This window comes from Halorhabdus amylolytica, from assembly GCF_004944975.1.
Lineage (GTDB): Archaea > Halobacteriota > Halobacteria > Halobacteriales > Haloarculaceae > Halorhabdus > Halorhabdus amylolytica.
Map to the genome: position 1 here is coordinate 107,037 of NZ_SPQG01000006.1, position 23,756 is coordinate 130,792.

Below are 23,756 nucleotides of genomic sequence, written 5' to 3' on the forward strand. Positions count from 1 at the left end.
TCAGCGTAGCTTGTCGTAGTCGTCCTGCTGGGAGCGGTAGTAGTAGATCCCGCCGCCGATCAACGCCAGCACGACGATGGCCCCGACGCCGTAGAGGACGTATTGCATCGTCTGGGCGGAGGACTCGGCGGATTCGGCCGTGTCCTGTGCGTCCGCGGCGGCCGTCCGTGCCGTGTCGAAGCTCCCGTCCTCGAACGCGGAGATCGCAGTGTTCAATCGGTTTCGGGCGTCTTGACTGTCGGAATCGTTGACGGCGGCCTCGGCTTCTTCGATCACTCCCCGGGCGTCTTTGCTGTCGGGCGTGTAGTGGTGGATAGAGACGGTTTCGATCTCTTCGACCTGTCCGCCACCTTCCCGCGTGAGCGTCACAGCCTCGAAGCTCTGGGGCGGATCGTAGGAGAACGCCTGGACCTGCGGGACGGTCCCGGTGACAGTGACGTTGACGTGATCGAGGTTCTCCCCGGCTTCGATCGGGACCTCGAAGGTTTCGCCGTCGAACGTGCTCGTCCCGCCTTCCCCGCTCGGCGTGACCTTTGTCACTTCCCACCCCTGGACATCGACGAGGCCCGTCGAGCCGGTCAGCGTCCACTGATCGGCATCCTCGTAGACGTCCGAGATCGTGATCGTGACCGAGGTCACTTCGCCTGCCTGTGCTTCCGACGGCGCGTTCGTGTCGACCGTGACCGCTGCACCGGTCCCGACCGCCACGAGCGTCAGCGCCAGTACCGCCAGTAGGGTGATCCCCTTAGAAGAGCGGATCCAACTCATCCTCTTCATCTTCCACCAACTCCGCTAAGTTCTCTTCGCTTTCGCTCCGGAGGTCGTCGATGTTGTCCTGGGCCTCGATGGCGACCTGTTGGAGCTCCTTGACACGGGGGACGTTGTGGACGCCCGACACGAGGATCGAAGCGGCGACGTACTTGGAGTCGCTGACGGGGTAGTCCCCGCCCCGGACTTCCATGCTTCCGGTCTGCTCCTCCAGCCATTTGCGACCACGTTCGATGCCTTTCCGATTGAGTTCCCGTGGCGGACCACTGATCACCAGCAGGACGCGTTCGGCCCCTTCGATCTCACACGGCAACGTCAGCCGGCCCAGTGCTGCCTTCCGGACCAATGAGGTGATGCGATTGGTCGTGTTGGCCGTTTCGAGGCCGTCGTCGCCCCCGTCGCCGCCGCGGAACCGCGAGAGGAGACCGCCGCCCGATCCTTCGAGATCGACCTCCTCGGCTGCGTACCCGACCGTCGAGACGCCGCCTCCATCGAGCGTGTTGATGATCTCGCTGGAGTCGACGACGCTCTCGGCGACTTCGCCGTGCTTCTCGACCTCGCCGGCGCCAAAGAGGATGCCGAAACGCTTGACGATCTCGTCGTTGATTTCGGCGTAGCCGCCTTCCATGGACTCGCCGGTCTGTCGCCAGGCGTCGTTGTCGAAGACGAGGAGATTGTCCACCTCGCGGACGAAGGTCTGGAACGAGCGAGCGGCGTTGAGCGTGTAGATTCCTCCCTCGTCGCTCCCGGGCAGGATCCCGAGCCCGTAGACCGGCTCGGTGTAGATCCGTTTGAGGTGCTTCGCCAGGACGGGCGAGCCACCGGAGCCGGTCCCACCACCGAGCCCGGCGACGATGAGGAACGCGTCGACCTCGTGGACAGGGATGTTGTCGATCGCCCCCTGGATCTCGTCGATGTCCTCCTCGGCGATCTCCGCGCCGAGTTCGTTGTCGGCGCCGACACCGTGGCCCTTCACCCGGGCCTGGCCGATCAGTACACGGTTCTTTTCCGGCACGCGTTCGAGCCCGAGCAGGTCCGCTTTGGCAGTGTTGACTGCGACGGCCGAGCGGACGATCCCGCTGTCGGTCCGTTCGTCGTACTCCAGGAACTTGTCGACGATCTTCCCGCCGGCCTGCCCGAAGCCGATCATCGCGAGTTTCATATTTGGTAAGTCTCGACCTGAAAACAGTCGGAAAGCGGGTATAAGCTTTTTGCCAGCGATATTCGGTCGTGTAACTCTTCCCCTGTCCGCAATTCCCGGCGATCATAACGGATAGTGGCGAATCCGCCGGCTGCGTGTCTAAAAGCCTCGGGCCATCGCGCCCGAGGCTGTTTACACCGGCTACTGATTCGTCGGTCCCGTCGGGAGAGAACGGTCCCTGGAGACGTGCTACCGGTCGAACCAGTCACGGATCGTCTCCGGACCGGGCAGCGCCGCGTGTTCGGCGACGCGGTAGCCCGCCAGACCCACCAGGAGGAACGTTCCCCACATGCCCGGCTGGAGATACGGCCCGAAGTCGTACAACAGCGCCGCGCCGGGGAAGTTCCCCTCCGGCTGGGTGAGAAACACGATCACGTATCGGTGGACGTGGACGAGCAACACTGACAGCACCGGCATCCAGGCGTATCCGTCCGGACGATCGAGTTCGTACGCGAGGAGGATCACGGCGGGTACCACCAGCACGACGAGGTCGTGGCTGTCTGCCTTCGGCGCGAACAGCGGGACGACGGCGACCCCCAGCGCGAACGTCACGTGGCGTGCCATCCGGGAGTCGCTGGTCCGTGTAGCCAACGTCAGCCCGATGACCGTGAGGATGCCGAGTATCTTGAGATAGAGCCCCAGACTACCGAAGGCGTGCATCGGACGGTAGGCCGCGGCGGTGTCCCAGGCGTACATCGCCTTGTTCTCGCCCCAGCCTTTCCCCCAGGTGAGGACATCGAGGTACTGCAGGTTGGTCTCGACGCCAAAGACGGCCAGCGAAACGACCAACAACCCGGCTGCGGCCGCCATCGCGCCGGCGAAGCGCTTGCGATCCCGAAGCAGATGGGCGCCCGACGTGGCGTAGAACAACTTGAAACTGCTTCCGAGCGTCGTAAACGCGCCGCTGGCGTACCGGTACAGCGATCGGGTCCGTTCGCTCACCTCGCCGTCGCCGTACGCTGACGTTTTGCTCTCGGCACGCTCCTGAAAGTAGAACGCAAAGGCGAGCAAGGCGGTGAGCAGGGTTGCAGTCTGGGCCCACCGGAAGTTGCGGATCACCGGCTGGAAGCTGAACAGCATCACCAGTACCCCGAGCCGCTCCCAGATCCGCAATCGGTAGCCCAGCGTCCGTATCGTGGCTTCGAGACCGAGCCACAGCAGGACGATCGCAGTGAACCCGAACAGCACCGCCCCGGTGTCGAACCCTGTCGTCTTGAAGGGGTAGAAGGCCAACACCGTCACCGGCGGATAGAGATATTCGCCGAAGTAGCCGCCGTTGTCCTGGGGGACGTACATCTGCGTTCCTTCGAGCCAGCGGTTCAGCGCTTCGGTGTACGCGCTGAAGTCGTTGAAGGTGTACGGCAATCCCATCCCCATCTCCCTGAGGTGGTGTTCGACGGGGAGCCATCCCAGCAACGTCACGATCGTCACGACCGAGACGATCACGAAAACCGGCCGCTCGCGCCGGTATGTCCAGAGTTGACGCGGGATCGAGGACATACTCCCCGGTGGGTGCATCCGACGGATAGCTCTGACGGATTCCGGCGGCCCAGGACCGCTCTGGCTGGTGACTGCTCCTGGACCCGGACGACCACTCTGCCCGCTGAGTAGTTTCGCGGGCCCAGGACCGCTCCGGCAGGTGACTGCTCCTGGACCCGCTCGGGGCGTCACTTGGGACCGAGATACGCCGCGAGCGTCAGCATTTCGCCGGGATCGACCCCGAAGGCCGCCACGTCGTTGTCACTGGTGGTGTTGTCGAAACGCAGCGAGCGGTACTGGTCTCTCCCCATCGGGAACCCCGGGATCGCGCCCCCGATCGAGAGGCCGACGCCGGCCAGAGCCATCGGAACGGGCACGACCGCGACGCGCCCACGAACGAGCTTGGCGATCTCCCTGAGTGTCAGCTTCTCGGGGCCGCCGAGTTCGTAGGTTTCGCCTGTCCGGTCGTCTTCCGTGGCGCAGTCGGCGAGAATCGGCGCGAGGTTCTTTACCCAGATGGGCTGGAAACGGGTCTTCCCGCCGCCCGGGAGTGGTGCGACCAGCGGGGGCGTCAGTTTCTTCGTGAAACCGACGAACTCCCCGCCTTCGCCGAAGACCACCGATGGCCGGACGATCACCCACTCCAGGTCCGACTCGCGGACGACCTCCTCGGCCCGCCCTTTCGCACGGATATAGTGAGTCGCCCCCTCAGGGTCCGCGCCGAGCGCACTCACCTGGACGAGGCGCTCGACGCCAGCCGCCTCGGCCGCCGCGACGACATTTTCCGTGCCGCCGAGGTGGATTCGCTCGTGCATCTCGTTGCCGCCCCTCGGGACGAACAACGGCGAGAGGGCAACCAGGTTGACGACGGCGTCGATGCCTTCGAAAGTCCCATCGAGCGTGGCCGGATCGGTCACGTCGCCGGAGACGGTCCCGACACCTTTGGCCAGGACGCTCGGGTCGGGATCCCGCGAGAGCGCTGTCACGTTATGGCCCCGCTCGTCGAGTTCCGTACAGAGGTACCGTCCGATGAAGCCGTCGCCGCCGGTGACAAGCACGTGCATGTATGTGTCATGGTACCGAACAACCCTAAAGGCATGGTGCGCGGCAATCGTTTTCGACGGCGTGCCAGAGGGTTACGAGGCGATGGACGAGCGCGAGGTACTGAAAGTCATGGTGAAACCCGATGAATAGCGTCTCGGCGAGCGACCGACGTACAATGCCCCAGATAGCACACGGAACTGGAATCAAGGCAACTTAAACACCCTTTCCTGATAGGATCAGTCCTATTCAGTGCAGGACACTCCATTCGGGTGATGTCATCGACGCTTGAGTCCGACGGACAGGTCTGGTTCATCACCGGTGCGAGCCGTGGTATGGGTCTCGAATTCGCCACGGCCGCCCTGGCCGCGGGACACGCTGTCGTGGCCACCGGCAGGGACACCGATGCCGTGGCCGAGGCCGTCGGCGAGTCTGAGAGCCTGTTGGTAGCTGAGTTGGACGTTACGGAGCCTGCCGACGCCGAGTCGGCAACGCAGTCAGCTGTGGACCGGTTCGGCCGAATCGACGTACTGGTCAACAACGCCGGCATCTCCTACAAGGGCTTTTTCGAGGAGATGGAGATCGAGGAGATCAAACACCAACTGGAGGTGAATCTCTTCGGGGCGATGTACGTCACCCGTGCGGTCCTCCCGGTGATGCGCGACCAGCAGTCTGGACACGTCATCTCCATTTCGTCGGGCGCGGGGCTCCTCGGGTTCGGGTTCAGTTCAGCTTACGCCACATCGAAATTCGGTCTCGAGGGGTGGATGGACGCACTGCACGACGAGATCGAACCGTTCGGAATTGACACGACGATCGTCAATCCAGGGTTTTTCCGCACGACCCTCACGTCCGAGGAATCGATGCCATTCACCGACCCCACCATCGAGGACTACGACGAGCGACGCGCGGAGCAAATCGGGTGGTGGAAAGATCAAGGCGGCCAGCAGCCAAACGACCCGGCCAAACTCGCCGACGCGCTGGTCGAGATTGCCGCCGAGGACGACCCGCCCCGCCGGTTTGTCGCCGGTGAAGATGCGATCGAACTCGCCGAGGAGAAAGTCGCCGAACTCCAGGAGCAAATCGACGCCTACCGTGACCTCTCGACATCGATGGCGTACGACGACGCGTAGGGGAATTTCGAAGAACGGACGATGACACGAACTGAGGGACCCACGGCACGCGAGGAAGCACTTGACTCTGCACAGGGCTGGCTGCTGGTCGCATTGGGCGTCTGTATGCTCACCACCATCTGGGGGACGCTCTTCACGTTCACCGTCTACGCGAGTCGACTCTCCGCAGCGTTTGGCCTTTCCGGGTTGCAGACGTCGTCGGTGTTCTCGATCACGACCGCTGTGTTCTTGATCTCGGGTGGTATCTTCGGCGTTGTCGCGGCGAGGCTCCCACTCCGACCGGTCGTCGCGGCGGCCGGCGTCGGGCTGGTGGCCGTCGCCGCTGGTTTTCAAGTCGTCGACTCGTACGTCGGCGTCCTTGTCGTGTTCGCACTCCTCGGGATGACAGCCGGCACCGCGTTCATCGTCGTCGTCTCGCTCGTTCCGCAGTGGTTCGACGCGTACGAGGGGAGCGCGATGGGCCTCACGCTGACCGGCAACGGACTCGGCGTACTAACCTTTCCGTTCGTGTGGCTCTGGCTGTTCGACCGCGTAGACTTCCGCCTCGCCTTCGCCGCTGTCACTGGGGCGGCCGCACTCGTGGTCTTCGCGTCGAGTGTCGTCTACCGGCGCCCGCCGGGCGGATCGACTGACGCCCCCGACGTCGACCTCGCGTGGCTTCGCTGGCGCGTCGGCGACCGGCAATTTCTCGTCGCCGCGACCGGGTACGCCCTCCTCTGGGCCTGGTACTACGTTCTCTCCTCGCAACTCGTCGATATCCTCACCGCGAACGGCATCGATACTACCGTCGCCGCGGGCGCATTCGGCATCGTCGGCGGCGTCAGCATCGTCGCCCGCGTCGGCGGGGGATTCATCGGCGACCGCGTCGGCCAGCGTGACGTGTTCGCATCGTGTGTCATTCTTGCTGCCGCCAGCGTCGTCGTGCTCCCTGCTATCGGGTCGCGACTGTCACTCTACGTCGTTCTTGTAGGGTTTGGAATCGGCAACGGGACGCTCGCTGCTCTCTGGTCGCCGATAGTCCTCGGGCGCTTTGGGACCGAGAACGCGACCGCGACTGTCGGACTCCTCAACACCGCGATCGCAGGGTCGGCCTTCCTCGCACCGCTCGCCGTTAGCGCGCTACGCAGGATCACAGGCAGCTACACCGCCCCGCTTGTCAGTCTGAGCGTTATCACTGTCGTCGGAGTTGCCCTCTTCTATTGGGGGACTGCGTCTGAACACAGCGTCAGTATTTAAATGGCCTTTCAAGATAGCATCGGACTCAAGCAACTGACTGTTCTCAATTAGAACCGAATTATGGACGTTACCAACGTTCCGTCCGCGGACAGGGAAGAATCGGACCACCCAGTGCAGGTCGGCTCGCCGCTGATCACTGGCGGCGTCGAGAGTGCCTTTGACGGGACGACCGTCAGCGCCGCAGAAGTGACGTTCCAGCCGGGCGAGCGCACCAAGTTTCACGCCCACGCCGGCGTCCAGATCTTGTATATTACCGGCGGTATCGGGATGGTCGGCAACCGCGAGGAAGAACGGGAAGTGTCAGCGGGAGACCTCGTCGTCTTCGAACCCGGCGAAGAACACTGGCACGGGACGAGCGAGGACGCCGACAGCGAGTTTAGCCACGTCTACTTCCTCGCCGAACCAGACGAGGGCGAACTAGAGATTCAGGAGGCTCCCTGAAGTAGATCTAGGCGCACGTATTCTGGGACTCACAGATGCATCTCGGTCTGTGCCAGAACCTCGTGGCCAACCCAGGCGCACGGAGTTTCGCCGTCGACTCGACCGCGAGCGGACATCCCCTGGAACACAAGCATCGCGCTCGAATCCGTGACCTATCTCTCGAGCGGATCAGTCGCGGGGCTGGGGCGCGTCCTCCACTCGAACGTCCGGGTCCTCGTGGTGTCTTTCCGGACGCCATCGGCCTTAGCTGGATATAGGCGCTAAGCCCCTACCCTCAAGGAGCGAACGGCGTCAGCCGTGAGCGAGTAGGGTAGTTCACTCCCCTCGATGCCACTGCCAAGTCGGTCAGTGAACCGGTGTTGCTGGTGAGGAACACGAATATGCTTTGGCGGTCGGAAGCTTGATCCGGTGTATCACGATGTCGCTGCCACACCAGTGCCGTCGTTACTGTCCCGGCGTCGCGTAGAAGACCCATCCTTCCGATGGGACCGTGATCTGGGCCGTACCGTCGGAGTTGGTCGTAACCGGGTCGCCATTGCCGGCGTAATCTTTGAGATCCTGTCGGGACCAGGACGTCTCGACCGTCTTGGTCCGGTCGTAGCTGCTGTTGTTGAGTCCCACGAGTAGGTTGCTCTCGCGTTCGTAGACGGCCAGATCGGTGTCGGTATATCGCCAGAGTGTCTCCCCGCCAGCGAGATTCGACTTTACCCAGACCATGTTGGTGATGGCGTCGTTTTCCAGAATCCAGTCGGGGTAGCGGTTGTAAACGACCGGGTACCCCTCGATAGTCAACACGAATGCGTGGGCCAGTTCGTACTGAGTGGGTCCGTCTTGGTCGTGGTTTTCGACGAAGGGCATCGCTCGCCACGGATTCTGGGCGACCAATCCCGCCCCTTCGAGTCGGCTCATATCGCCGTGATCGAAGACTCCCTGCAGCACGAAATACAGCGGGTAATCGAAGGCGTGCATACCCGGGCCGGCGTTCACGTACCCGGAGACGTAGTCAGTCGAACCGCTGAGTACCTCACCAACCCGGAACATGTCCAGGTTCTCCGCCCACTGGTTGGCGTAATTCGCAAAGAAAGACTCCGGGATGTGCTTGACGGCGTCGAAACGGTAGCCGTCGGCACCGAGCGCAGCGATGTCCTCCATGTACCGCTTCAATTGGTCCCGGACATACTGCTTATTCTGGTCGAGATCCTTCAGTCCGAGCAGGTCGCCGTCCTCGACCATATCCGGATCACATTCGATCTTGTCCGGGTCCTTCGGGGACCCGTTCTCATAACAGCGGTCGTCACGCGGATCAAACTGGTAGGCCCAGTCTTCGATCCCGCCCTCGTTGTGGAAGTCTCGCGAGGAGAAATACGGGAACGTGTCGTCAGGCTCGGCCGCCATGTGGTTCATGACTGTGTCCAGATACACCTCGACACCGTTGTCGTGTGCAGTGTCGATCAGTGTCTCGAGTTCTGTTTCGGTCCCCAGCTCGCTGTCGAAGTTCCGCAGATCGACCGGCTGGTACCCCAGCGGCGGGTCGTTCCGACCGTTCTGCTCCTCTTTCGTCACCGCGCCCTTGGCGGGCTGCTGGATCCAGATCGCGTCGTATCCCCTCGATGCGACTCGATCGAGGTCGTTCGTGATCGTCTCCCAATCCTCGTGAAAATACTGGAATGCAACCGACTCGCCCCCCGAAGCCGCAGCCGGCATGAAACAGCTAACGCCCGTCGTCACTGCTGTGGCCGCCCCGCCGATCCCTTTCAGTACACTCCGCCTCGATACATTGACACGCTCTCTCGCATGTGACATGCAAGTAGTACTTCGGAACAATTAACATTAGATTGTCGTTATGGGATACATCACGGATATATTTGAAATATAGAAGTGACGTTCGGGTTTCGGTTGAATATCTCGTCCTGACGAGGCAACCATTCCGGGGACCATCCGTAAGTCACGTCGTAGAATTGGGAGTCTTCGGAGTCAGGGAGACGTAATCTTCCGTGATGAGCGTTGGAGTACGTCCGACGAACCCGCGACTGCGCGGGGGAGGCAATTTCATCGCCTCGAGTTCGCGGCGCTGTGTGCCACGCATGGTTCGCGAGCAGATGACGAGTGCCGGAGTTTCTCGAACCACCCGACTACGGCGCGATTCTCTCGCTGAAAGAAGCTAGCCGCCAGATCGACCACGGCAGTAGACGAGTCGGCAGTCCCGATCTGGCTCACTCGTCGTCGGTCGGTTCTCGTTGGACGACCAGCACGGGACCGAGGAACCGGTCGGCAACCTGGTCGGCGGGCATCCCGAAGACGAACGTCGCAAGCGTCGGATCGGATTCGCCCATGACCACGACATCGTACGTTTCGGCGAGGTCGGCGATCGCGTCGACCGGTTTCACGTCCCGGTCGGTCCGGGTCTCGATCCGGTCGGGATCGACGTTTTCATCGGCCAGACGGTCTGCGAGTCCCTCCAGCAGGACGTCCACGTCGGCGTCGGTCTCGTCCTCGCTGGTCACGTGATACAGGGTCACGTCGATGTCGCGATCGGCAAACAGGCCCGCGACCACGCGTGCCAGCCGGTCGATCCCCACGGTGCCCCGGACGGCGACGAGGACGTCTTCGAGGTCGGCCAGGGTCCGCGGGACGAGTGCGGCCAGACAGTCGTTTTCGGCGATCTGGCGGTTGATCGTCTGCTGGGCGTCGTGTGTAAACACCAGCCGGTGGTCGACGGTCGCGCCTGCCTCGGTCAGTACTGCTTCGAACTCCTCGATGCGAGCCAGTGCCTGCTCCTCGAACTGCATCCGGGCCTGTCCGGGCGCAGTCTGTCCGGGGATGACGTGATAGCCCAGCAGGACGACGTGGGCGTTCGTCAGGAGTTCCGGCGTTCCTTCGGGGAGCGATTCGCCTTCGAGCACCTGGATCGGGACGAGTACTGATGGTCGGGTCATGTCAGATGTCTCCTTTGAGTCGCACGTCGTCGGCGTAGTAGCGATACCAGCCGTAGGACAGGGCCATGATCACGACGCCGATAACGATCGAAGCGGCGTTCATGAACGCGATCAGCGCGACGCTGGCGACCGCGCCGATCGCCGGCAACGCGGGTGCCCCCGGCATCCGGAAGTCCGGGTCGTACCACGCTGGATTGCGTCGTCTGAGGACGAGCAATGCCACGCAGATCAGCGCGTACATCACGAGGTGCAGGAACGAGGCCACCTCCGCGAGGATCTCGACGCTGTCGGTCGCCACGAGGACGAGGATCGGGCCGCCGGCCATCGCAAGGGCGACGTGAGGTGTTCCGTATTTGAGATTGATCTCGCTGGCCTTCCGCGGAAGCAGGGCGTCGCGACTCAGGGCATAGATTGACCGCGAGGCACTCAGTATCGAGGCATTGGCGCTCGAAAACGTCGCCAGCAGACCGGCGACGAGGATCAGGACGGCACCCGGCAACCCGAGCAGATTTCGCCCCACGTTGACCATCGCAGTTTCCCCGAAGGTCCCCAGTCGATCCGCCCCGAAGGTGCTGGTCGCGACGAGGATCGTCACCGCGTAGAAGACGGTGACGACGATCACCGACCCGACCATCGCCAGCGGGAGATTCCGGCTCGGACGCTTGATCTCGCCAGCGACCGTCGCGACTTGGGCGAACCCGAGATACGAGGTGAACACCAGCGCGGCGGTCGAGAGCACCGGGAAGTACCCCTTCGAGAAGAACGTATCGGGGACAGTCTGGCGGCCGAACACGCCGAGCGCATCGAGAACACCGTAGGAGAGTACACCCGTCAGGATGACCAGCAGGACGACGACAATCACGTTCTGAAGGGCCGCCGTTCGCTCGGTCCCGGCGACGCTGAGTGCGGTGAGTGTGGCCCCCGCGATCAGTCCGAGGACGACGTGTGGTGGGGCCGGCCCGAGCGAGAGGGCGATCCCGATCTCCGCGAGGACGGCGACGACGTAGTGGCCCAGGCCGACGAGATAGAATGCCGCGGCAAAGACCAGACCCAGCCACAGTCCCAGGCCGACGATCGCGCCGCCGGCCGTGCCCAGGCTGCGGGAGATGAAGTAGTAGCCGCCACCGCTACGGGGCATCGCTGTCGCGAGTTCCGAGGCCGGCAGCGCCACCAGCAGGGCGATCACGCCGCCGATGGCAAAGGAGAGCGCCGCTGCCGGCCCGGCCTCGTTGGCGGCGAGGCCGGGGAAGACGAAGATTCCGGCACCGATCATCGTCCCGATCCCGATCGCCAACCCGCCGACGAGACCGATCGTCCGCTCTAGCTCGACGCCTTCGTCGTGGGCCGTCGTCTCGTCGGTGACTGCTTGGGGTTCGGGCTCGGGCTGTTGTCCCTCGATGTTCTCACCGCCGGTCGAGACGTCGACCCCGTTCGCGCCCATACTCCGAATTTGTATGCAATCGGTAAAATGATGGCGCCGGGTATGGCGGTCCCGTTTTCGCTTCGAAAGGACGCCGATGTCCGAGAGCCGACTGGGAACAGGATTAACACTGTTGTCTACGATTGTAGCACAAGTAATGATCTACAACAGGGTGACGACGGCAGTCTCCGGCGGCGTCGTTGCGGGGGTGACTGTCCCGTGGCGCTGACGTTCTGGCTGCTCGCGATCCTGGCGACACTCACCTGCGTCGGGATGGCCTGGGCGCTCGGAGCGAACTCCAATTCGCCGCCCTTTGCTCCGGCAATCGGCGCCAACGCCATCTCGACGATGCGGGCAGCCTTCCTGATCGGGATCCTTGCTGCCCTCGGCGCGCTGTTGCAGGGTGGGTCCATCTCCGAGACCGTCGGCCGAGAACTCATTCTGAACGTCGGAATTTCGCCGCTTGCGGCGACGGCTGGGCTACTTACGGCGGCGGCATTCATGGCCTTCGGCGTCCGGTCCGGCTATCCGGTGCCTGCCGCTTTCGCCACGACGGGCGCGATGGTCGGCGTCGGTCTGTCGCTGGGCGGCGCGCCCGCGATGGCGAAGTACCGGGAACTGGCGATCTTCTGGCTGCTCGTCCCCCCCGTTTCGGGTGGGCTCGCTTACGGGACAGCGACGATCCTCCGTCGCGACGACATTCCGGAGACAGTCGGGGTTCCGCTGCTCGCCGCCGTCGTCTCGGGGATCGTCGCGAACGTCGAACTCGGCATCGTCCCGGCCCCCGACGGGGCGTCCCAGAACTCGTTGGCCGGGTTCGCAGAAATGCTCGTCGAGTTACCTCAACCGCTCGTCCGGATCGTGATCACGGTCGCGTTTGCCACGCTGGGATTCGTCGCGATCAGGCGACGAACGCAGGCGTCGGTCGAGCGCGGTATCCGGACCTTCTTGGTCGTTCTGGGCGGCGTCGTGGCGTTCTCTTCCGGCGGCAGCCAGGTCGGTCTGGCGACGGGGCCGCTTGAAGCGCTGTTCGTCACGGAATTGGGGCTCCCGACACTCGTACTGCTGGCTATCGGTGCGGCGGGAATCCTCGCCGGTGCGTGGATGGGTGCCCCGCGTCTCCTGCAGGCGACTTCCAGAGAGTACGCCCAGCTCGGCGCTCGCCGATCGATCGCGGCGCTCGTCCCCGGGTTCATCATCGCTCAGATAGCCATCGCACTTGGTATCCCCATCTCGTTCAACAACATCATCATCTCGGGCGTGATCGGCGGCGGCCTCGCGGCCGGTTCGGCGGGCGTCTCCCGGCGGAAGATCGGCGTCACCGTCTCTTTCTGGCTGATAACGCTCGCCTCGTCGGTCGGGGTCGGCTACGGGCTCTACTGGGCGTTCTCGACGGCACTGGGTATCCGGTAACTGTCCTCGGTCCCGGGTCAGGGATCGTATTCGCTGCCGACGACCTTGCGGATCCGCGTGGCGGTGACCTCGCCCACTCCCTCGACCTCCTGTAGGTCGTCTTCGTTTGCGGTCATCACCGCTTCGACAGTCCGGAACTCTTCGAGCAGTGCTTGGGCGGTCACCGGGCCGACGTCGGCGATCGAGGCGACGACGTACTCCTGCTGTTCAGCCAGCGTCTTCGATTGTTTCTCGCCGTGGACGCTGACCTCCCGATCCGCCGTCTCCTGCTCGCGAGTCGCGATCGTCGCCAGCAGGTCGGCCGTCCCCTCCTCGTCCGTCGTCCGGAGGACGCTCGCTCCGAAGTCGACCGCGAGCGACGCTAGCGCGCCACGGATCGCGTTCGGGTGGACGTTGCGCTCCTCGTAGAGGCCCCCGCCTTCGAGGATCACGACCGGCCGGTCGTAGTAGCGGGCATCGTCTTTGACCTGCTCGAAGACCGATCGGTCACCGCCAGTCAGCGTATCGAGGAAGTCCGAGACCGTCTTTCGCTCGACCACCACGCGATCGGAGAGCACGTAGTCGCCGACTTCGAGGGTCTCCAGGCGCGTCTCGATCCCCTCGCGGCGCGCGAGGTCCCGCCCGATCGCGCTGTCGAGTTCCCGCTGGTCGATGACGATCTCGCTCCCCTCGTCGGTCCCAGCCGTGGCGACCGTCCCCTCCGGTTCGCCACCGTCGCTATCGTCGTCTTCCCCGTCATCGGCTGACTCGACCATATCGTCTCCAGTCGGCGCGAAAGCATCTAGGCCGGTCTGGCCATCGGCGTCGTCTGTGGCCTCGCTGGTAGTGTTTCCCTCGGGTTCGTCTTCGGACCCGTTATCGATACCTTCGTGAGTATCTTTTCTTTCCGTGGTATCAGCACTGTCATCGCTTGCCTCGAAGGCCGTCAGATCGACCTGCTCGTCCAGCCGGGACTCGATCTCGCCCGCGACGTCCTTCAACGTTCGGAGTTCCTCCTCCATGCGCTTCTCGTCCTGTCGGGACTTCCAGAAGTAGGCCTCGTCGCGGGTGTCCTCGGCGATCAGGACGACGACTGCACCCTCGGTCTGGCGGCCGGTCCGACCCTTGCGCTGGATCGACCGGATCGCGGTCGGGACGGGTTCGTAGAAGAGCACGAGGTCGACTTCCGGGACGTCCAGGCCTTCCTCGGCGACGCTGGTCGAAACCAGTACTTCGAACTCGCCCGCCCGAAAGTCCTCTAAGGTCTCGTGCTGTTGGGACTGGGTCATCCCGTCGCTGCCGTCGGTGTCGCTCTGGCCGACGAACTTCCGGGTCTGGAAGTGTTCACCCAGGAAATCGGTCAGCGTCTCGGCGGTGTCTCTGGACTCGGTGAAGACGATGACGCGTTCACCGTCCTCGATCCCGAGCGTTTCGGCGATCAACATCCGCGTCCGCCTGAATTTCGGGTGGAGATCGTCGAAGTTCTCGGCCTTCCGGACGGCCTCGCGGACTTTGGGCTCGCTGACCAGGCGCTGGTCTGCTTTCGAAGCGCCGGATGAACGGGCGGCGTTCTTCAGGCGTTCGAGGTACCGCCGCAGAGACTCGACACTCTGAGTCTCGGCGTAAGTGACGGCCGTCCGGAGTTTGCGGACTTCGGCGAGCAGGCTCATCCCCTGGTAGCCCTCGGACTGGTCCGCGTCCATCAACTCCTGAATTCTGGCCTGGATCTTGCGGATCTCGCGTTCGGAGACGTCGGGCTGGGTCTTGGAGGTGACGCCCAGCTTCTTCAGCTGGACCATCCGCTCTTTGATGACTTCCTGGAGACCATCGCGGATCTCGATGACAGGTTCGGGCAACTCGACGCGTTCCCATTCGACGCTGGTCTGATGTGTATACTCGGCCACGTCGGCGTCGTCTTCGGTCATCACCTCGACCTCGCGGATGCCGAGGTTGGCACAGACGTCTAAGATCGCCTCCTCGTCGTCGCCGGGCGAGGCGCTCATCCCCGTCACCAGGGGCGACTCGGCCTCGGCGTGGTAGCGCTCGGCGATGAACGTGTAGGGGTACTCCCCGCTCGCCCGATGGCATTCGTCGAACGTGCAGTGAGTCACGGGAGCGAGGTCGATCCGTGACCCCAGGATGTCGTTCTCGACGACCTGGGGCGTCGCGATCACGATTGTCGCCTCGTCCCACAACTCCGTGCGGTCGTCTGGACGCACTTCGCCGGTGAAGACGACGATTTCCTCGTCGTCGATCGTCAGTGCCTCCCGATAGAAGTCGGCGTGTTGCTGGACGAGGGGTTTCGTCGGCGCGAGCAGGAGGGCCTTGCCGTCGGCGTCGTGCAGTCGATGGGCGGTCACCAGCAGGCTCACGGTCGTCTTGCCCAGCCCTGTGGGGAGACAGACGAGTGTGTGAGCTGACAGTGCCGTCTCGGCCAGTCGGAGCTGGTACTCCCGGCGCTGGAGGACGCCCGGCTCGACGAGCGGACGGTCGATAAACTCGTCGGCGGCGTCGGTCGTCGGCATTTGCGTCGTCTTCGCGGTCGTCGCGGTTAAGCGTTCATCAACCGCGGTGAAAGTGATCCCACACTGGCACTGATCGGGGACCTACAGCGCCAGCACCGACAGGAACTCCACGGCCAGATGCATTGTCACTGCGGCGGCGATCGGAATCGTCAGATTGTCGTCGATGACGTACCCTCCGACGACCGGCTTGATCCCGTCGGCGACCGTCGCTGTGGCCGCGCCGATCACCGCGACGGGCGTCGGGACGAACGAGGACGCAAGTAACAGGCAGAGCCCGAACGTCGCCAGGAGCACCCACGTCTGCTTGGCCGGACGGAGTTCGCCCGTGCCGAGCAACCCGCTGAACGGATCGGCGATCGTCAGCATGAGCATCGCCGGCACGGCGGCCGGTGACTCCGTCAGGCCGGCGACGAGATGTTCCGATCCCGGGGGCGTGAACGCGAACGCGACGACAGCGAGCCCGAACGCACCCAGAAAGTACCCGGCCAGGTTCTCCTGCTCGTAACTCCGGGTGAGTCTGTCGAAGATCGCCCAGTCCAGCCCGACGTACAGCCGAACGATTTCGAGGCCGAACGCGGCCAGTACGGCCACGCCGAGAAACGACTGAACGACTCGCCAGGTTATCTCCTCCAGAAACACGTACGACAGCGGGACGGCGCTCGTGCTCGCGTGGACCAGCCGACGGGCGATTTCGTCGTCGAGCCGTTCGAGCGCGCCGTCAATCACGGATTTAGATATCCTCGAAAGCGTCTTCGCCCGACAGCAGTGTTTCGATGGTCCCCGCTAACTCGTCGACGGCGACCCGCTTCTGTGCGGTGGAGTCCCGGTCCCGGATCGTCACGGTGCCGTCCTCCAGCGTGTCGTAGTCGACGGTCACGCAGTAGGGCGTCCCGATCTCGTCCTGGCGGCGGTACCGACGACCGATCGCGCCGGAGTCGTCGTAGGCCACGGACACCCCGTCGTCGCGCAACGTGGCGGCGAGTTCGCGGGCGCGCTCGCCCAGCCCGTCCTTGTCCATCAGCGGGAAGACGCCGACGGTCGTCGGCGCGACTTCCGGCGGAAGTGCCAGGTAGGTCCGCTCCTCGCCGTCGACCTTGTCCTCGCGATAGGAGTGATCCAGGGCGGTGTATAGCGCCCGGTCGATCCCCAGGGAGGGCTCGACGACGTGGGGTGTGACGTGCTTGCCGGACTCGGTGACCTCCTCGACCGCGAAGCCGGTTTTCTCGACCGGAACGGTGTAGGACTCGCCGTCGACTTCGACCGACACTTCCTCGCCTTCGAAGGCATCGGATTCCTGCTCCGCGAGGTCCGCCAGCGCGTCGGCGACGTCGCCCGCCCGTCCGCCGAACTCGGGGCCGAGGTAGCTCATGTCTGGATCGACCGTCGCTTTCTCGACGGTGATCGGCTCGTCGTACTGCTTGAACACGGTGAAGTCCTCCTCGGAGTGGGCGTCGTGTTTCGAGAGGTCGTAATCGGCGCGGTAGGCGAACCCGCCGAGTTCGATCCAGTCCGGCTCGGCGCCGGGGTCGCTCACGTCGCCCTCGGCGTCCCAGCAGTCCTCGGAGTAGTGGGCAAGTTCGCCCGGCCGGTGCTGGCGGAAGCGGAACCGATCCATGTCGAGACCGATTCGCTGGTACCACTCGGCGGCGACGCCCAGATAGTAGGCGATCCAGGGGTCGGCGACGATCCCCTCCTCGACGGCCGCGCCGATCGTGGTTTCGATCGGCTTGCCGTCTTCTCGGTCCTGCTCCGCGGCGGGATAGAACCGCGCGCGGGCGTCCGCGACCGATGAGAGGTCGGGTTCGTTTTCCTCGGGGTCGACGAACAGTTCGAGTTCGGCCTGGCTGAACTCACGCACCCGAAGCAGTGACTTCCGGGGACTGATCTCGTTGCGGTAGGCCCGGCCGATCTGGGTCACGCCGAAGGGGAGCTGATTGCGGGCGTACTCGGCGAGTTGGGGGAACTCGATGAAGATCCCCTGGGCCGTTTCGGGTCGAAGGTAGCCCGGCGCAGAACTCCCGGGACCGATCGTCGTCTCGAACATGAGGTTGAACTGCTCGATAGCCTGGCCGGCCAGTCCCGTCCCGCAGGTCGGACAGACGAGTTCGTACTCGGCGATAACCTCCTCGATCCGTTCGGGGGCCAGGGACTCGGCCTCGTCGATCCCCGTATCTGGGTCGTCCTCGACGATGTGGTCGGCGCGGTGAGACTGACCACACTCGGGACACTCCACGAGCATGTCGTCGAAACCGTCGAGGTGTCCGGAGGCCTCGAAGACGGGCTCGGGAAGGACGGTCGGTGCGTCGACCTCCATGTGGCCCTCCTGGATGGCGAAGCGATCACGCCAGGTGTCCTCGATGTTTCGTTTGAGGGCGGCTCCCTGCGGGCCGAAGGTGTAGAAGCCGGAGACGCCGCCGTAGGCGCCGGCCGATTGCAGGAAGAACCCGCGCCGTTTCGCCAGTTCGACGAGGGCTTCGGCGCTGACCTGCGTCATCGTAGCGCTTTCAGGACGTCGATGTCGCGGACGATGCCCGCGAGTTCGTCGCCCGATACCAGGGGCACCTGCTCGATGTCGTGACGGATGAGTAGCTGGGCCGCTTCCTGTGCCGTCCGGCGGCTCCCGATGGTCACGAGGTCGGCCGTCATGTACTCACTGACCGGCTCGTCCGGGAACTCGACGTTCCGGGTCGGCATGTAGCTGTTCCCGACTGCCTTGATCCCTTCCCACATCCACTCGTCGTCCTGGTTGGCGATGGACTCGCCTGTCTCGGTTTCGCCCTCGACGACCTCGGCGACCGTCAGCACGTCGACCTCGGTCAGCATACCAGACATCTCCGCGTCGTCGTCGAGGACGACTCCGTACGGGACGTCGGCGTGGCTGAGTTCCCGCTCGGCGACCGTCAGGGGCGTCCCGGCGTAGACGCAGTTGACGTCCCGTCTGGCGAGTTCCCCGACGGGCCGATCGCAGTCCTCGGCGTCACCCTCGGCGATCGCCCGGATGAGATCCGTGATGGTGACAATCCCTTCGAGGCGTCCGTCGACGACCGGAATTCGTGGCTCGCCCGTCTCGAGGATAGTTCGTGCGACCTCCTGTAGAGCGGTCTCGGCGGTTGTCGTCGGCACCTCCTCGACGAGCAGGGCCAGTTGATCCTCGTCCGGATGCTCGATCAGCGCGTCCCGCGTGACGATCCCGCGGAACTCCTCGCCCTCGTCGGTCTTCTTGATGACCGGCACCGACGAGAATTTTCGCTCCTGGAGATACTCGAGGACGTCGTCTCTGGTCCCCGGAATCTCGACCGAGACGACGTCAGCGCGTGGCGTCATGACGTCCGCGACGTTCATACTGCCAGTTACTCCCGTGTCCACGTACAAAACTTTGTTTAGTCACGGTGTCGGGCGTGCCGACCCGTCTCCGTGACCCTCGAAGTCAATGGATTCGCCGATTCGAGCCGGCGACACCGTCTGACGCATGTCGGACGGATCTCGGTATCGTCCGTGGGTTTTCGGCACGTTTATGTATGGGTGTGACTTACTCACATAGTATGTCGCAAGAGCCCGACGCGCTCGCGGCAGCGAGTCGATTCGACGGCGAAGTCATGGCCTCGGTCGACGAGGGCGAGGAGGACCTCTTCGTCATCGCCGACGTCACACGCGACGGGGCGTATCTGTCGACGCCGCTCTCGGAAGCAGCGATGCTGTCCGCGTGGCGGTAGGGCTCGACGTGCGATCGTTCTGCTGTCCGTATTCTGTCCGTACCCGCTGGTGAGATATTCCCTCTGGGCAAGTCGATGAGGTATTCCCTCTGGGCCAGTCGATGAGGTATTCCCTTCGCACCCGTCGGTGATGAGCCATTCCCTTCGCACCCGTCGGTGATTCCTTTCTCGCGCGCGAGAAAACAAGCGTTATGCCGGGTCGTGCAGTCACCCCTGATATGGAGATCGTAGTAACGGGGCCGGTCGAGGAGGCCGGACTGGCGCTGCTCACGGACGCCGGCCACGACGTACGTACCGTCGAGGCCGAGGGACCTGCGGATCTGGCGTCGGCCGCTACCGAGGCGGACGCGTTGATCGTCGCGGGCGACGTGGCGGTGACCGCCGAGGTGTTCGAACGCGCCTCGAACCTGCAGATCGTCGGTCGTGCGGGGATCGATGTCGGAACCATCGACGTCTCCGCGGCGACCGAACACGGCGTGATCGTCGCGAACGCCCCGGAAGAGACCGTCCGCTCGGTCGCCGAATACGTCATCGGCCTGCTGTTTGCCACGGCCCGCGGGATCCCACAGGGCCACGTCAAACTCAAGGACGGCTACTGGGCGAAGGGTGACATCCTCGGATCGGAACTCGAAGGCAAGACCGCCGGTCTCGTCGGCTTCGACGACGTCGGCCAGGAGGTCGGAAAGCGCCTGGACAACCTGGGCGTCGACCTCGTGGTTCACGCGCCAGCGGCCGCCGACGACCGGATCACCCGGATCGGCGCCGAATCGGTCGACCTCGAAACGTGTCTCGACCGAGCGGATTTCCTCTCGCTGCACGCCAGTAGCGAGGACGTGCCCCGCCTGGGCGAGTCCGAGTTCGAGATGCTCGGTGAGGGGTACGTCGTCAACTGCGGCGATCCGGAACTCCTCGAAGAAGCTGCCCTCGCCGATGCGGTCGCAGACGGCGTTCTCCGTGGCGCCGCTCTGGACGCGGTCGCGACCGAGCCGTTGGCCGAGGACAGTCCGCTGCGTGGCGTCGAGGACGTTATTGTGACTCCCGGTGTCGCTGCCAGCACTGTCGGCACGGCGGAGTCGGTATCGACGACCATCGCCCGGGAGGTGCTCGCGGCCTTCGACGACGGACCGGTCGAGAACGCCGTCAACGTCCCCGCGATCCCCCCGGACGAGTATCCGACGATCCGGCCGTACGCCGACCTGGCCGAGACGGCCGGTCGCATCGCTGTCCAATTGTTCGACGGCGACATCGACGGTGTCGAGGTGACTTACGCGGGCGAGATCGCAACGGAGAACGTCGAGCCGATCACGGCCAGCGCACTCGCCGGCGTCCTCGATTCCCTGGGACTTGACGCCAACGCCGTCAACGCCCGACTGGTGACCGATCGGGAGGGAATCGAGGTCGACGTCGTGACGGACCACGAAGCCCCGGACTTCCGGAACCTGATCACGCTCACTGTCCGCAGTGACGGAACCGAACTCAGCGTCGAAGGCACGCAGTTCGCCAACGGGGACCCGCGGATCGTCCGGATAGACGAGTACCGCGTCGAGGCTGTTCCCCACGGATACATGCTGATCGTCCGTAACGCCGACGCACCGGGCGTCATCGGATACATCGGAACCGTCCTCGGCGACCATGACGTCAACATTGCGGGCATGTTCAACAGCCGCGAGGCGTTCGGCAACGAGGCGCTGTCGGTGTACAATCTCGACTCCCGACCGACTGAGGACGTTCTGGAAGCCCTCCACGACGACGAGCGAATCCTCGAGACGACGGTCGTCGAACTCAACGGCTTCTGACTGCCATCCCGTTTCACTTCCGTTCTCTCATCCCCGTTCTGTCTCCTCCCTGCGAACGCGATCGCGATCCGGAGCCGTCCAGACGAAACACCCGTCGCTGTCCTCGCCACAGTAGGTCTCCCAGAGACCCTCTCTGGCCGCGACTGCGCGGTGGGTCTCGGTCGGATTCCATAACGGCGAACCGCCGCGGTCGACGGTCGTCGTCCGGGTGGTCGAGGGACCAGTTCGTTTCTCGTCACTGGATTCGACGACACGTCTGTCGTCTCGCGGGCCTCCAGTTGCCGTCCGTCCCGGCGCCGGCACCTGATCCGCTGGTGTCGATTGGGAATCGTGTTCTGCTGACATGGCAACTCACGTCACTCTCCCACACGCAAAAAGGGGCGGCAGACGGGCGTCGGCCTCCGGCAAGACGGGCGTCAGTCGCGGACGAACCGTCCGCGGTACCCGTTCAGGATTGCAGGTGTTCCAGCACTGCGTCGGTGTCGGCGGGGACCGGTTCGGGTTCAGTACCCGCCTCGACGGCGGCGTCGGGGTCTTTCAGGAGATGGCCGGTCGTCAGACAGACTACCCGTTCGTCCTCGTCGACGACGCCCCGATCCCGGAGTTTCCGCAGGCCGGCTATCGAGGCGGCTGAGGCGGGTTCGACGCCGATCCCTTCTTCGGCGAGCGTGCGCTGGGCGTCGGTGATCTCCGCATCGCTGACGGCGACGGCGGTCCCGTCGGTCTCCCGGATCCCCGGCAGCGCTTTGGGCGCGTTGACCGGGTTGCCGATCCGGATCGCGGTCGCCTTCGTCTCGACGTCGTCCCAGCGCTCGATGTGATCCCAGCCTTCCTCGATGGCCTCGACCATCGGTGCCGAGCCCTCGGCCTGGACGCCGGTGAGTTTCGGGATTTCGTCTTCGTCGATCGCACCGCTGGCCTCGAGTTCTCTGAATGCCTTGTACAGCGCTGCGGTGTTGCCCGCGTTGCCGACCGGCAGGACGATCCGATCGGGAAAGCCACCCTCTTCGGCGTCGAACTGCTCCATGATCTCCAAGCCGATGGTCTTCTGACCCTCCAGCCGGAAGGGGTTCAGCGAGTTCAGCAGGTAGGCCTCGCCACGATCGGCGAGGTTCTGGACGATGTCCAGACACCGATCGAAGTTGCCGTCAACTTCCAGAATCCGTGCGCCGTGGAGGCTCGCCTGTGCGATCTTCCCGGCGGCGACCTTCCCCTCGGGAAGGAGGACGAGTACCTGCAGTCCAGCCCGTGATCCGTAGGCCGAAAGCGCGGCGGAGGTGTTCCCCGTCGAGGCACAGGCCAGCCGATCCACGCCGACCTCCTGGGCGACCCGGACGCCGACGGTCATTCCGCGGTCCTTGAAGCTCCCCGTCGGGTTCATCCCCTCGTGTTTGACTCGCAGGCGCTCGACGCCGATCTTGTCTTCGAGTCGTGGCACCTCGTGCAGCGGGGTGTTGCCCTCCGGGAGCGTCACTCCCGTGTTGAAGGGGAGTGCCGCACTGTACCGCCAGACACCGCCGTGGAACGCCGTCCCCTCGTCCCCGAAATTCTCGAAGGTCGGCAGATCGGCGTACCGGACTTCGAGCAGTCCTCCACAGTCGTCGCAGGTGTAGCGGATCCCCTCGAAAGGCGCGAAGGTCTCGCCGCACTCGATGCAGGTCAGCCAGACGCCGTCGGTCGCCGCGGCCGGTTCGTCCTGCGTGATCTTCAGGTAACTCATTGTGCGATCCGACGCGTCCCACCGGAAAAAAGCCGCGGTTCCAGCCCTCCAGCTTTTTGTTCGTCGGGTATCCACGGCTCGCTGCGCGAGCCTTCGTATACCACTCCTCAGTCCACATGTGGAGGAACATGTATGTGACAGGAGCCAGTATCCACACGTATGGGTACTGAAGCGGGGCCCGAGGAAACGAAAGTCAGCGATCGCGGAATGGTCACTATTCCGGCGGCGTTTCGCCGACACCTCGGCATCGAAGCGGGGGACAAGCTTCGGTGGACGATCGACGACGAAGGGAGCCTCTCCGTCAAAGTGCTTCACCAGCGGGAGGGTGTCTTCGACGACTTTGAGCCGGTTGATGCCGGTGAGACCGACGCCGTCGAACTCGAAGCGGAGTTCGGGACCGAGTGATGTCACACGCTGTCCTCGATACGAACGTCCTCTTCGCGAGCGCCAGCGCCCGTGATCGTCACCACGACCGCGCACTAGAAATCGTTCGCGGGATCGATCATGGAGACTTCCCGGAGGCCGTCGTCTCGAACTACGTCCTCGCCGAGACCTTGAATCTCACGCGTGAGAAACTCGGTCCTGAGGTCGCGAACGCACTTCTCGATCGGTTGCTCGAAGGGGCGAACTTCGAACTCGTCCACGCGCCGACGGTCGATTTCAACGCCGCCCAGGCGCTGTTCCGTCGGTACGACGAACTCTCGTTCGTCGATGCGACCATCGTCGCGTATATTGAGCGGGAAGGAAGCGAGTATCTGTATTCCTTCGACGACGATTTCGATGCGGTCGAGGAGCTGACGCGACTCCATACCGCCGTTAATCCGTTCGATTCCGGTGCTGACTAAGCCCACGGGAGATCGTTATGACCGCTCGGCCAACCACACCACCAACCCATCCATGAGCCACCTTTTTCTCCTCGGGTTCGCTCGCTCCGCTCACGGCTTTGTCGTTCGCG

At 64.0% G+C, this 23,756-nt stretch carries 21 protein-coding genes; 8 read left to right on the top strand and 13 right to left on the bottom strand.

Features of this window, described 5'->3' with window-relative positions; all coding sequences use genetic code 11:
* From E3374_RS09790 to E3374_RS09805, 4 genes are all read right to left on the bottom strand, one after another.
* Positions 1–768: a hypothetical protein gene (locus E3374_RS09790; RefSeq protein ID WP_136688900.1), complete on the bottom strand. Its 768-nt coding sequence runs from the start codon at positions 766–768 to the stop codon at positions 1–3.
* Positions 746–1,930, bottom strand: a complete 1,185-nt coding sequence (locus tag E3374_RS09795) for a tubulin/FtsZ family protein (RefSeq protein ID WP_136688901.1) — start codon at positions 1,928–1,930, stop codon at positions 746–748. Before E3374_RS09795 ends, E3374_RS09790 begins: the two co-directional genes overlap by 23 nt.
* 228 nt (positions 1,931–2,158) lie before the next feature.
* Positions 2,159–3,469, bottom strand: a complete 1,311-nt coding sequence (locus tag E3374_RS09800; protein ID WP_169051818.1) for a glycosyltransferase family 87 protein — start codon at positions 3,467–3,469, stop codon at positions 2,159–2,161.
* Positions 3,470–3,636: 167 nt separating this feature from the next.
* Positions 3,637–4,512 (bottom strand): complex I NDUFA9 subunit family protein, encoded by an 876-nt coding sequence (locus tag E3374_RS09805; protein WP_136688903.1) that lies wholly within the window; start codon positions 4,510–4,512, stop codon positions 3,637–3,639.
* Between the two features lie 252 nt (positions 4,513–4,764).
* Here E3374_RS09805 and E3374_RS09810 point away from each other — a divergent pair, with 252 nt between their 5' ends.
* Genes E3374_RS09810 through E3374_RS09820 form a run of 3 tightly spaced genes read left to right on the top strand, consistent with a single transcriptional unit; the run spans position 4,765 to position 7,299 of the window.
* The gene (locus E3374_RS09810) at positions 4,765–5,622 is read left to right on the top strand and encodes an SDR family NAD(P)-dependent oxidoreductase (protein WP_136688904.1); all 858 of its coding nucleotides are present in this window, start codon (positions 4,765–4,767) and stop codon (positions 5,620–5,622) included.
* Between the two features lie 21 nt (positions 5,623–5,643).
* Positions 5,644–6,858, top strand: a complete 1,215-nt coding sequence (locus tag E3374_RS09815; RefSeq protein WP_136688905.1) for an MFS transporter — start codon at positions 5,644–5,646, stop codon at positions 6,856–6,858.
* A 60-nt stretch (positions 6,859–6,918) separates the two neighbouring features.
* Entirely contained in the window at positions 6,919–7,299 is a 381-nt protein-coding gene (locus E3374_RS09820) for a cupin domain-containing protein (RefSeq protein WP_136688906.1), read from the top strand.
* A 444-nt stretch (positions 7,300–7,743) separates the two neighbouring features.
* On the opposite strand, the gene E3374_RS09825 is transcribed toward E3374_RS09820, so the two are convergent.
* From E3374_RS09825 to E3374_RS09835, 3 genes are all read right to left on the bottom strand, one after another.
* On the bottom strand, positions 7,744–9,102 hold the full coding sequence (locus E3374_RS09825) for an alpha-amylase domain-containing protein (protein ID WP_211194942.1): 1,359 nt from the start codon (positions 9,100–9,102) through the stop codon (positions 7,744–7,746).
* Positions 9,103–9,512: 410 nt separating this feature from the next.
* The gene (locus tag E3374_RS09830) at positions 9,513–10,235 is read right to left on the bottom strand and encodes a universal stress protein (RefSeq protein ID WP_136688907.1); all 723 of its coding nucleotides are present in this window, start codon (positions 10,233–10,235) and stop codon (positions 9,513–9,515) included.
* A gap of 1 nt (position 10,236) precedes the next feature.
* The gene (locus E3374_RS09835) at positions 10,237–11,676 is read right to left on the bottom strand and encodes an APC family permease (protein ID WP_136688908.1); all 1,440 of its coding nucleotides are present in this window, start codon (positions 11,674–11,676) and stop codon (positions 10,237–10,239) included.
* Positions 11,677–11,928: 252 nt separating this feature from the next.
* On the opposite strand from E3374_RS09835, the gene E3374_RS09840 reads away from it, so the two are divergent.
* Positions 11,929–13,068: an inorganic phosphate transporter gene (locus E3374_RS09840; protein ID WP_136688952.1), complete on the top strand. Its 1,140-nt coding sequence runs from the start codon at positions 11,929–11,931 to the stop codon at positions 13,066–13,068.
* 17 nt (positions 13,069–13,085) lie between these two features.
* Here the strand turns inward: E3374_RS09840 and E3374_RS09845 are convergent, their stop codons facing one another.
* The 4 genes from E3374_RS09845 to E3374_RS09860 all read right to left on the bottom strand — a co-directional run bounded on the left by E3374_RS09845 (position 13,086) and on the right by E3374_RS09860 (position 18,914).
* Positions 13,086–15,572 carry a DEAD/DEAH box helicase gene (locus E3374_RS09845; RefSeq protein ID WP_136688909.1) on the bottom strand — a complete coding sequence of 829 codons (2,487 nt, stop codon included), beginning with the start codon at positions 15,570–15,572 and terminating at the stop codon, positions 13,086–13,088.
* A gap of 81 nt (positions 15,573–15,653) precedes the next feature.
* Positions 15,654–16,298 (bottom strand): diacylglycerol/polyprenol kinase family protein, encoded by a 645-nt coding sequence (locus E3374_RS09850; protein ID WP_136688910.1) that lies wholly within the window; start codon positions 16,296–16,298, stop codon positions 15,654–15,656.
* A 4-nt stretch (positions 16,299–16,302) separates the two neighbouring features.
* Complete coding sequence (gene glyS / locus E3374_RS09855; protein ID WP_136688911.1) at positions 16,303–18,066, bottom strand: glycine--tRNA ligase; 1,764 nt, start codon at positions 18,064–18,066, stop codon at positions 16,303–16,305.
* Positions 18,063–18,914: a CBS domain-containing protein gene (locus E3374_RS09860; RefSeq protein WP_136688912.1), complete on the bottom strand. Its 852-nt coding sequence runs from the start codon at positions 18,912–18,914 to the stop codon at positions 18,063–18,065. Before E3374_RS09860 ends, glyS begins: the two co-directional genes overlap by 4 nt.
* 200 nt (positions 18,915–19,114) lie before the next feature.
* On the opposite strand from E3374_RS09860, the gene E3374_RS17165 reads away from it, so the two are divergent.
* Together E3374_RS17165 and E3374_RS09865 are read left to right on the top strand one after the other, a co-directional pair.
* Complete coding sequence (locus E3374_RS17165; RefSeq protein WP_169051819.1) at positions 19,115–19,285, top strand: DUF7556 family protein; 171 nt, start codon at positions 19,115–19,117, stop codon at positions 19,283–19,285.
* Between the two features lie 218 nt (positions 19,286–19,503).
* Positions 19,504–21,081: an NAD(P)-dependent oxidoreductase gene (locus E3374_RS09865; RefSeq protein WP_136688913.1), complete on the top strand. Its 1,578-nt coding sequence runs from the start codon at positions 19,504–19,506 to the stop codon at positions 21,079–21,081.
* Between the two features lie 27 nt (positions 21,082–21,108).
* On the opposite strand, the gene E3374_RS09870 is transcribed toward E3374_RS09865, so the two are convergent.
* Together E3374_RS09870 and thrC are read right to left on the bottom strand one after the other, a co-directional pair.
* Positions 21,109–21,426 carry a hypothetical protein gene (locus tag E3374_RS09870; protein ID WP_136688914.1) on the bottom strand — a complete coding sequence of 106 codons (318 nt, stop codon included), beginning with the start codon at positions 21,424–21,426 and terminating at the stop codon, positions 21,109–21,111.
* A 103-nt stretch (positions 21,427–21,529) separates the two neighbouring features.
* The gene (gene thrC / locus E3374_RS09875) at positions 21,530–22,801 is read right to left on the bottom strand and encodes a threonine synthase (RefSeq protein WP_136688915.1); all 1,272 of its coding nucleotides are present in this window, start codon (positions 22,799–22,801) and stop codon (positions 21,530–21,532) included.
* 159 nt (positions 22,802–22,960) lie between these two features.
* Between thrC and E3374_RS09880 the strand changes: the two genes are divergently transcribed.
* Together E3374_RS09880 and E3374_RS09885 are read left to right on the top strand one after the other, a co-directional pair.
* Entirely contained in the window at positions 22,961–23,206 is a 246-nt protein-coding gene (locus E3374_RS09880; RefSeq protein WP_136688916.1) for an AbrB/MazE/SpoVT family DNA-binding domain-containing protein, read from the top strand.
* Positions 23,206–23,646 carry a type II toxin-antitoxin system VapC family toxin gene (locus E3374_RS09885; protein ID WP_136688917.1) on the top strand — a complete coding sequence of 147 codons (441 nt, stop codon included), beginning with the start codon at positions 23,206–23,208 and terminating at the stop codon, positions 23,644–23,646. Before E3374_RS09880 ends, E3374_RS09885 begins: the two co-directional genes overlap by 1 nt.
* The last annotated feature ends 110 nt before the right edge of the window (positions 23,647–23,756 follow it).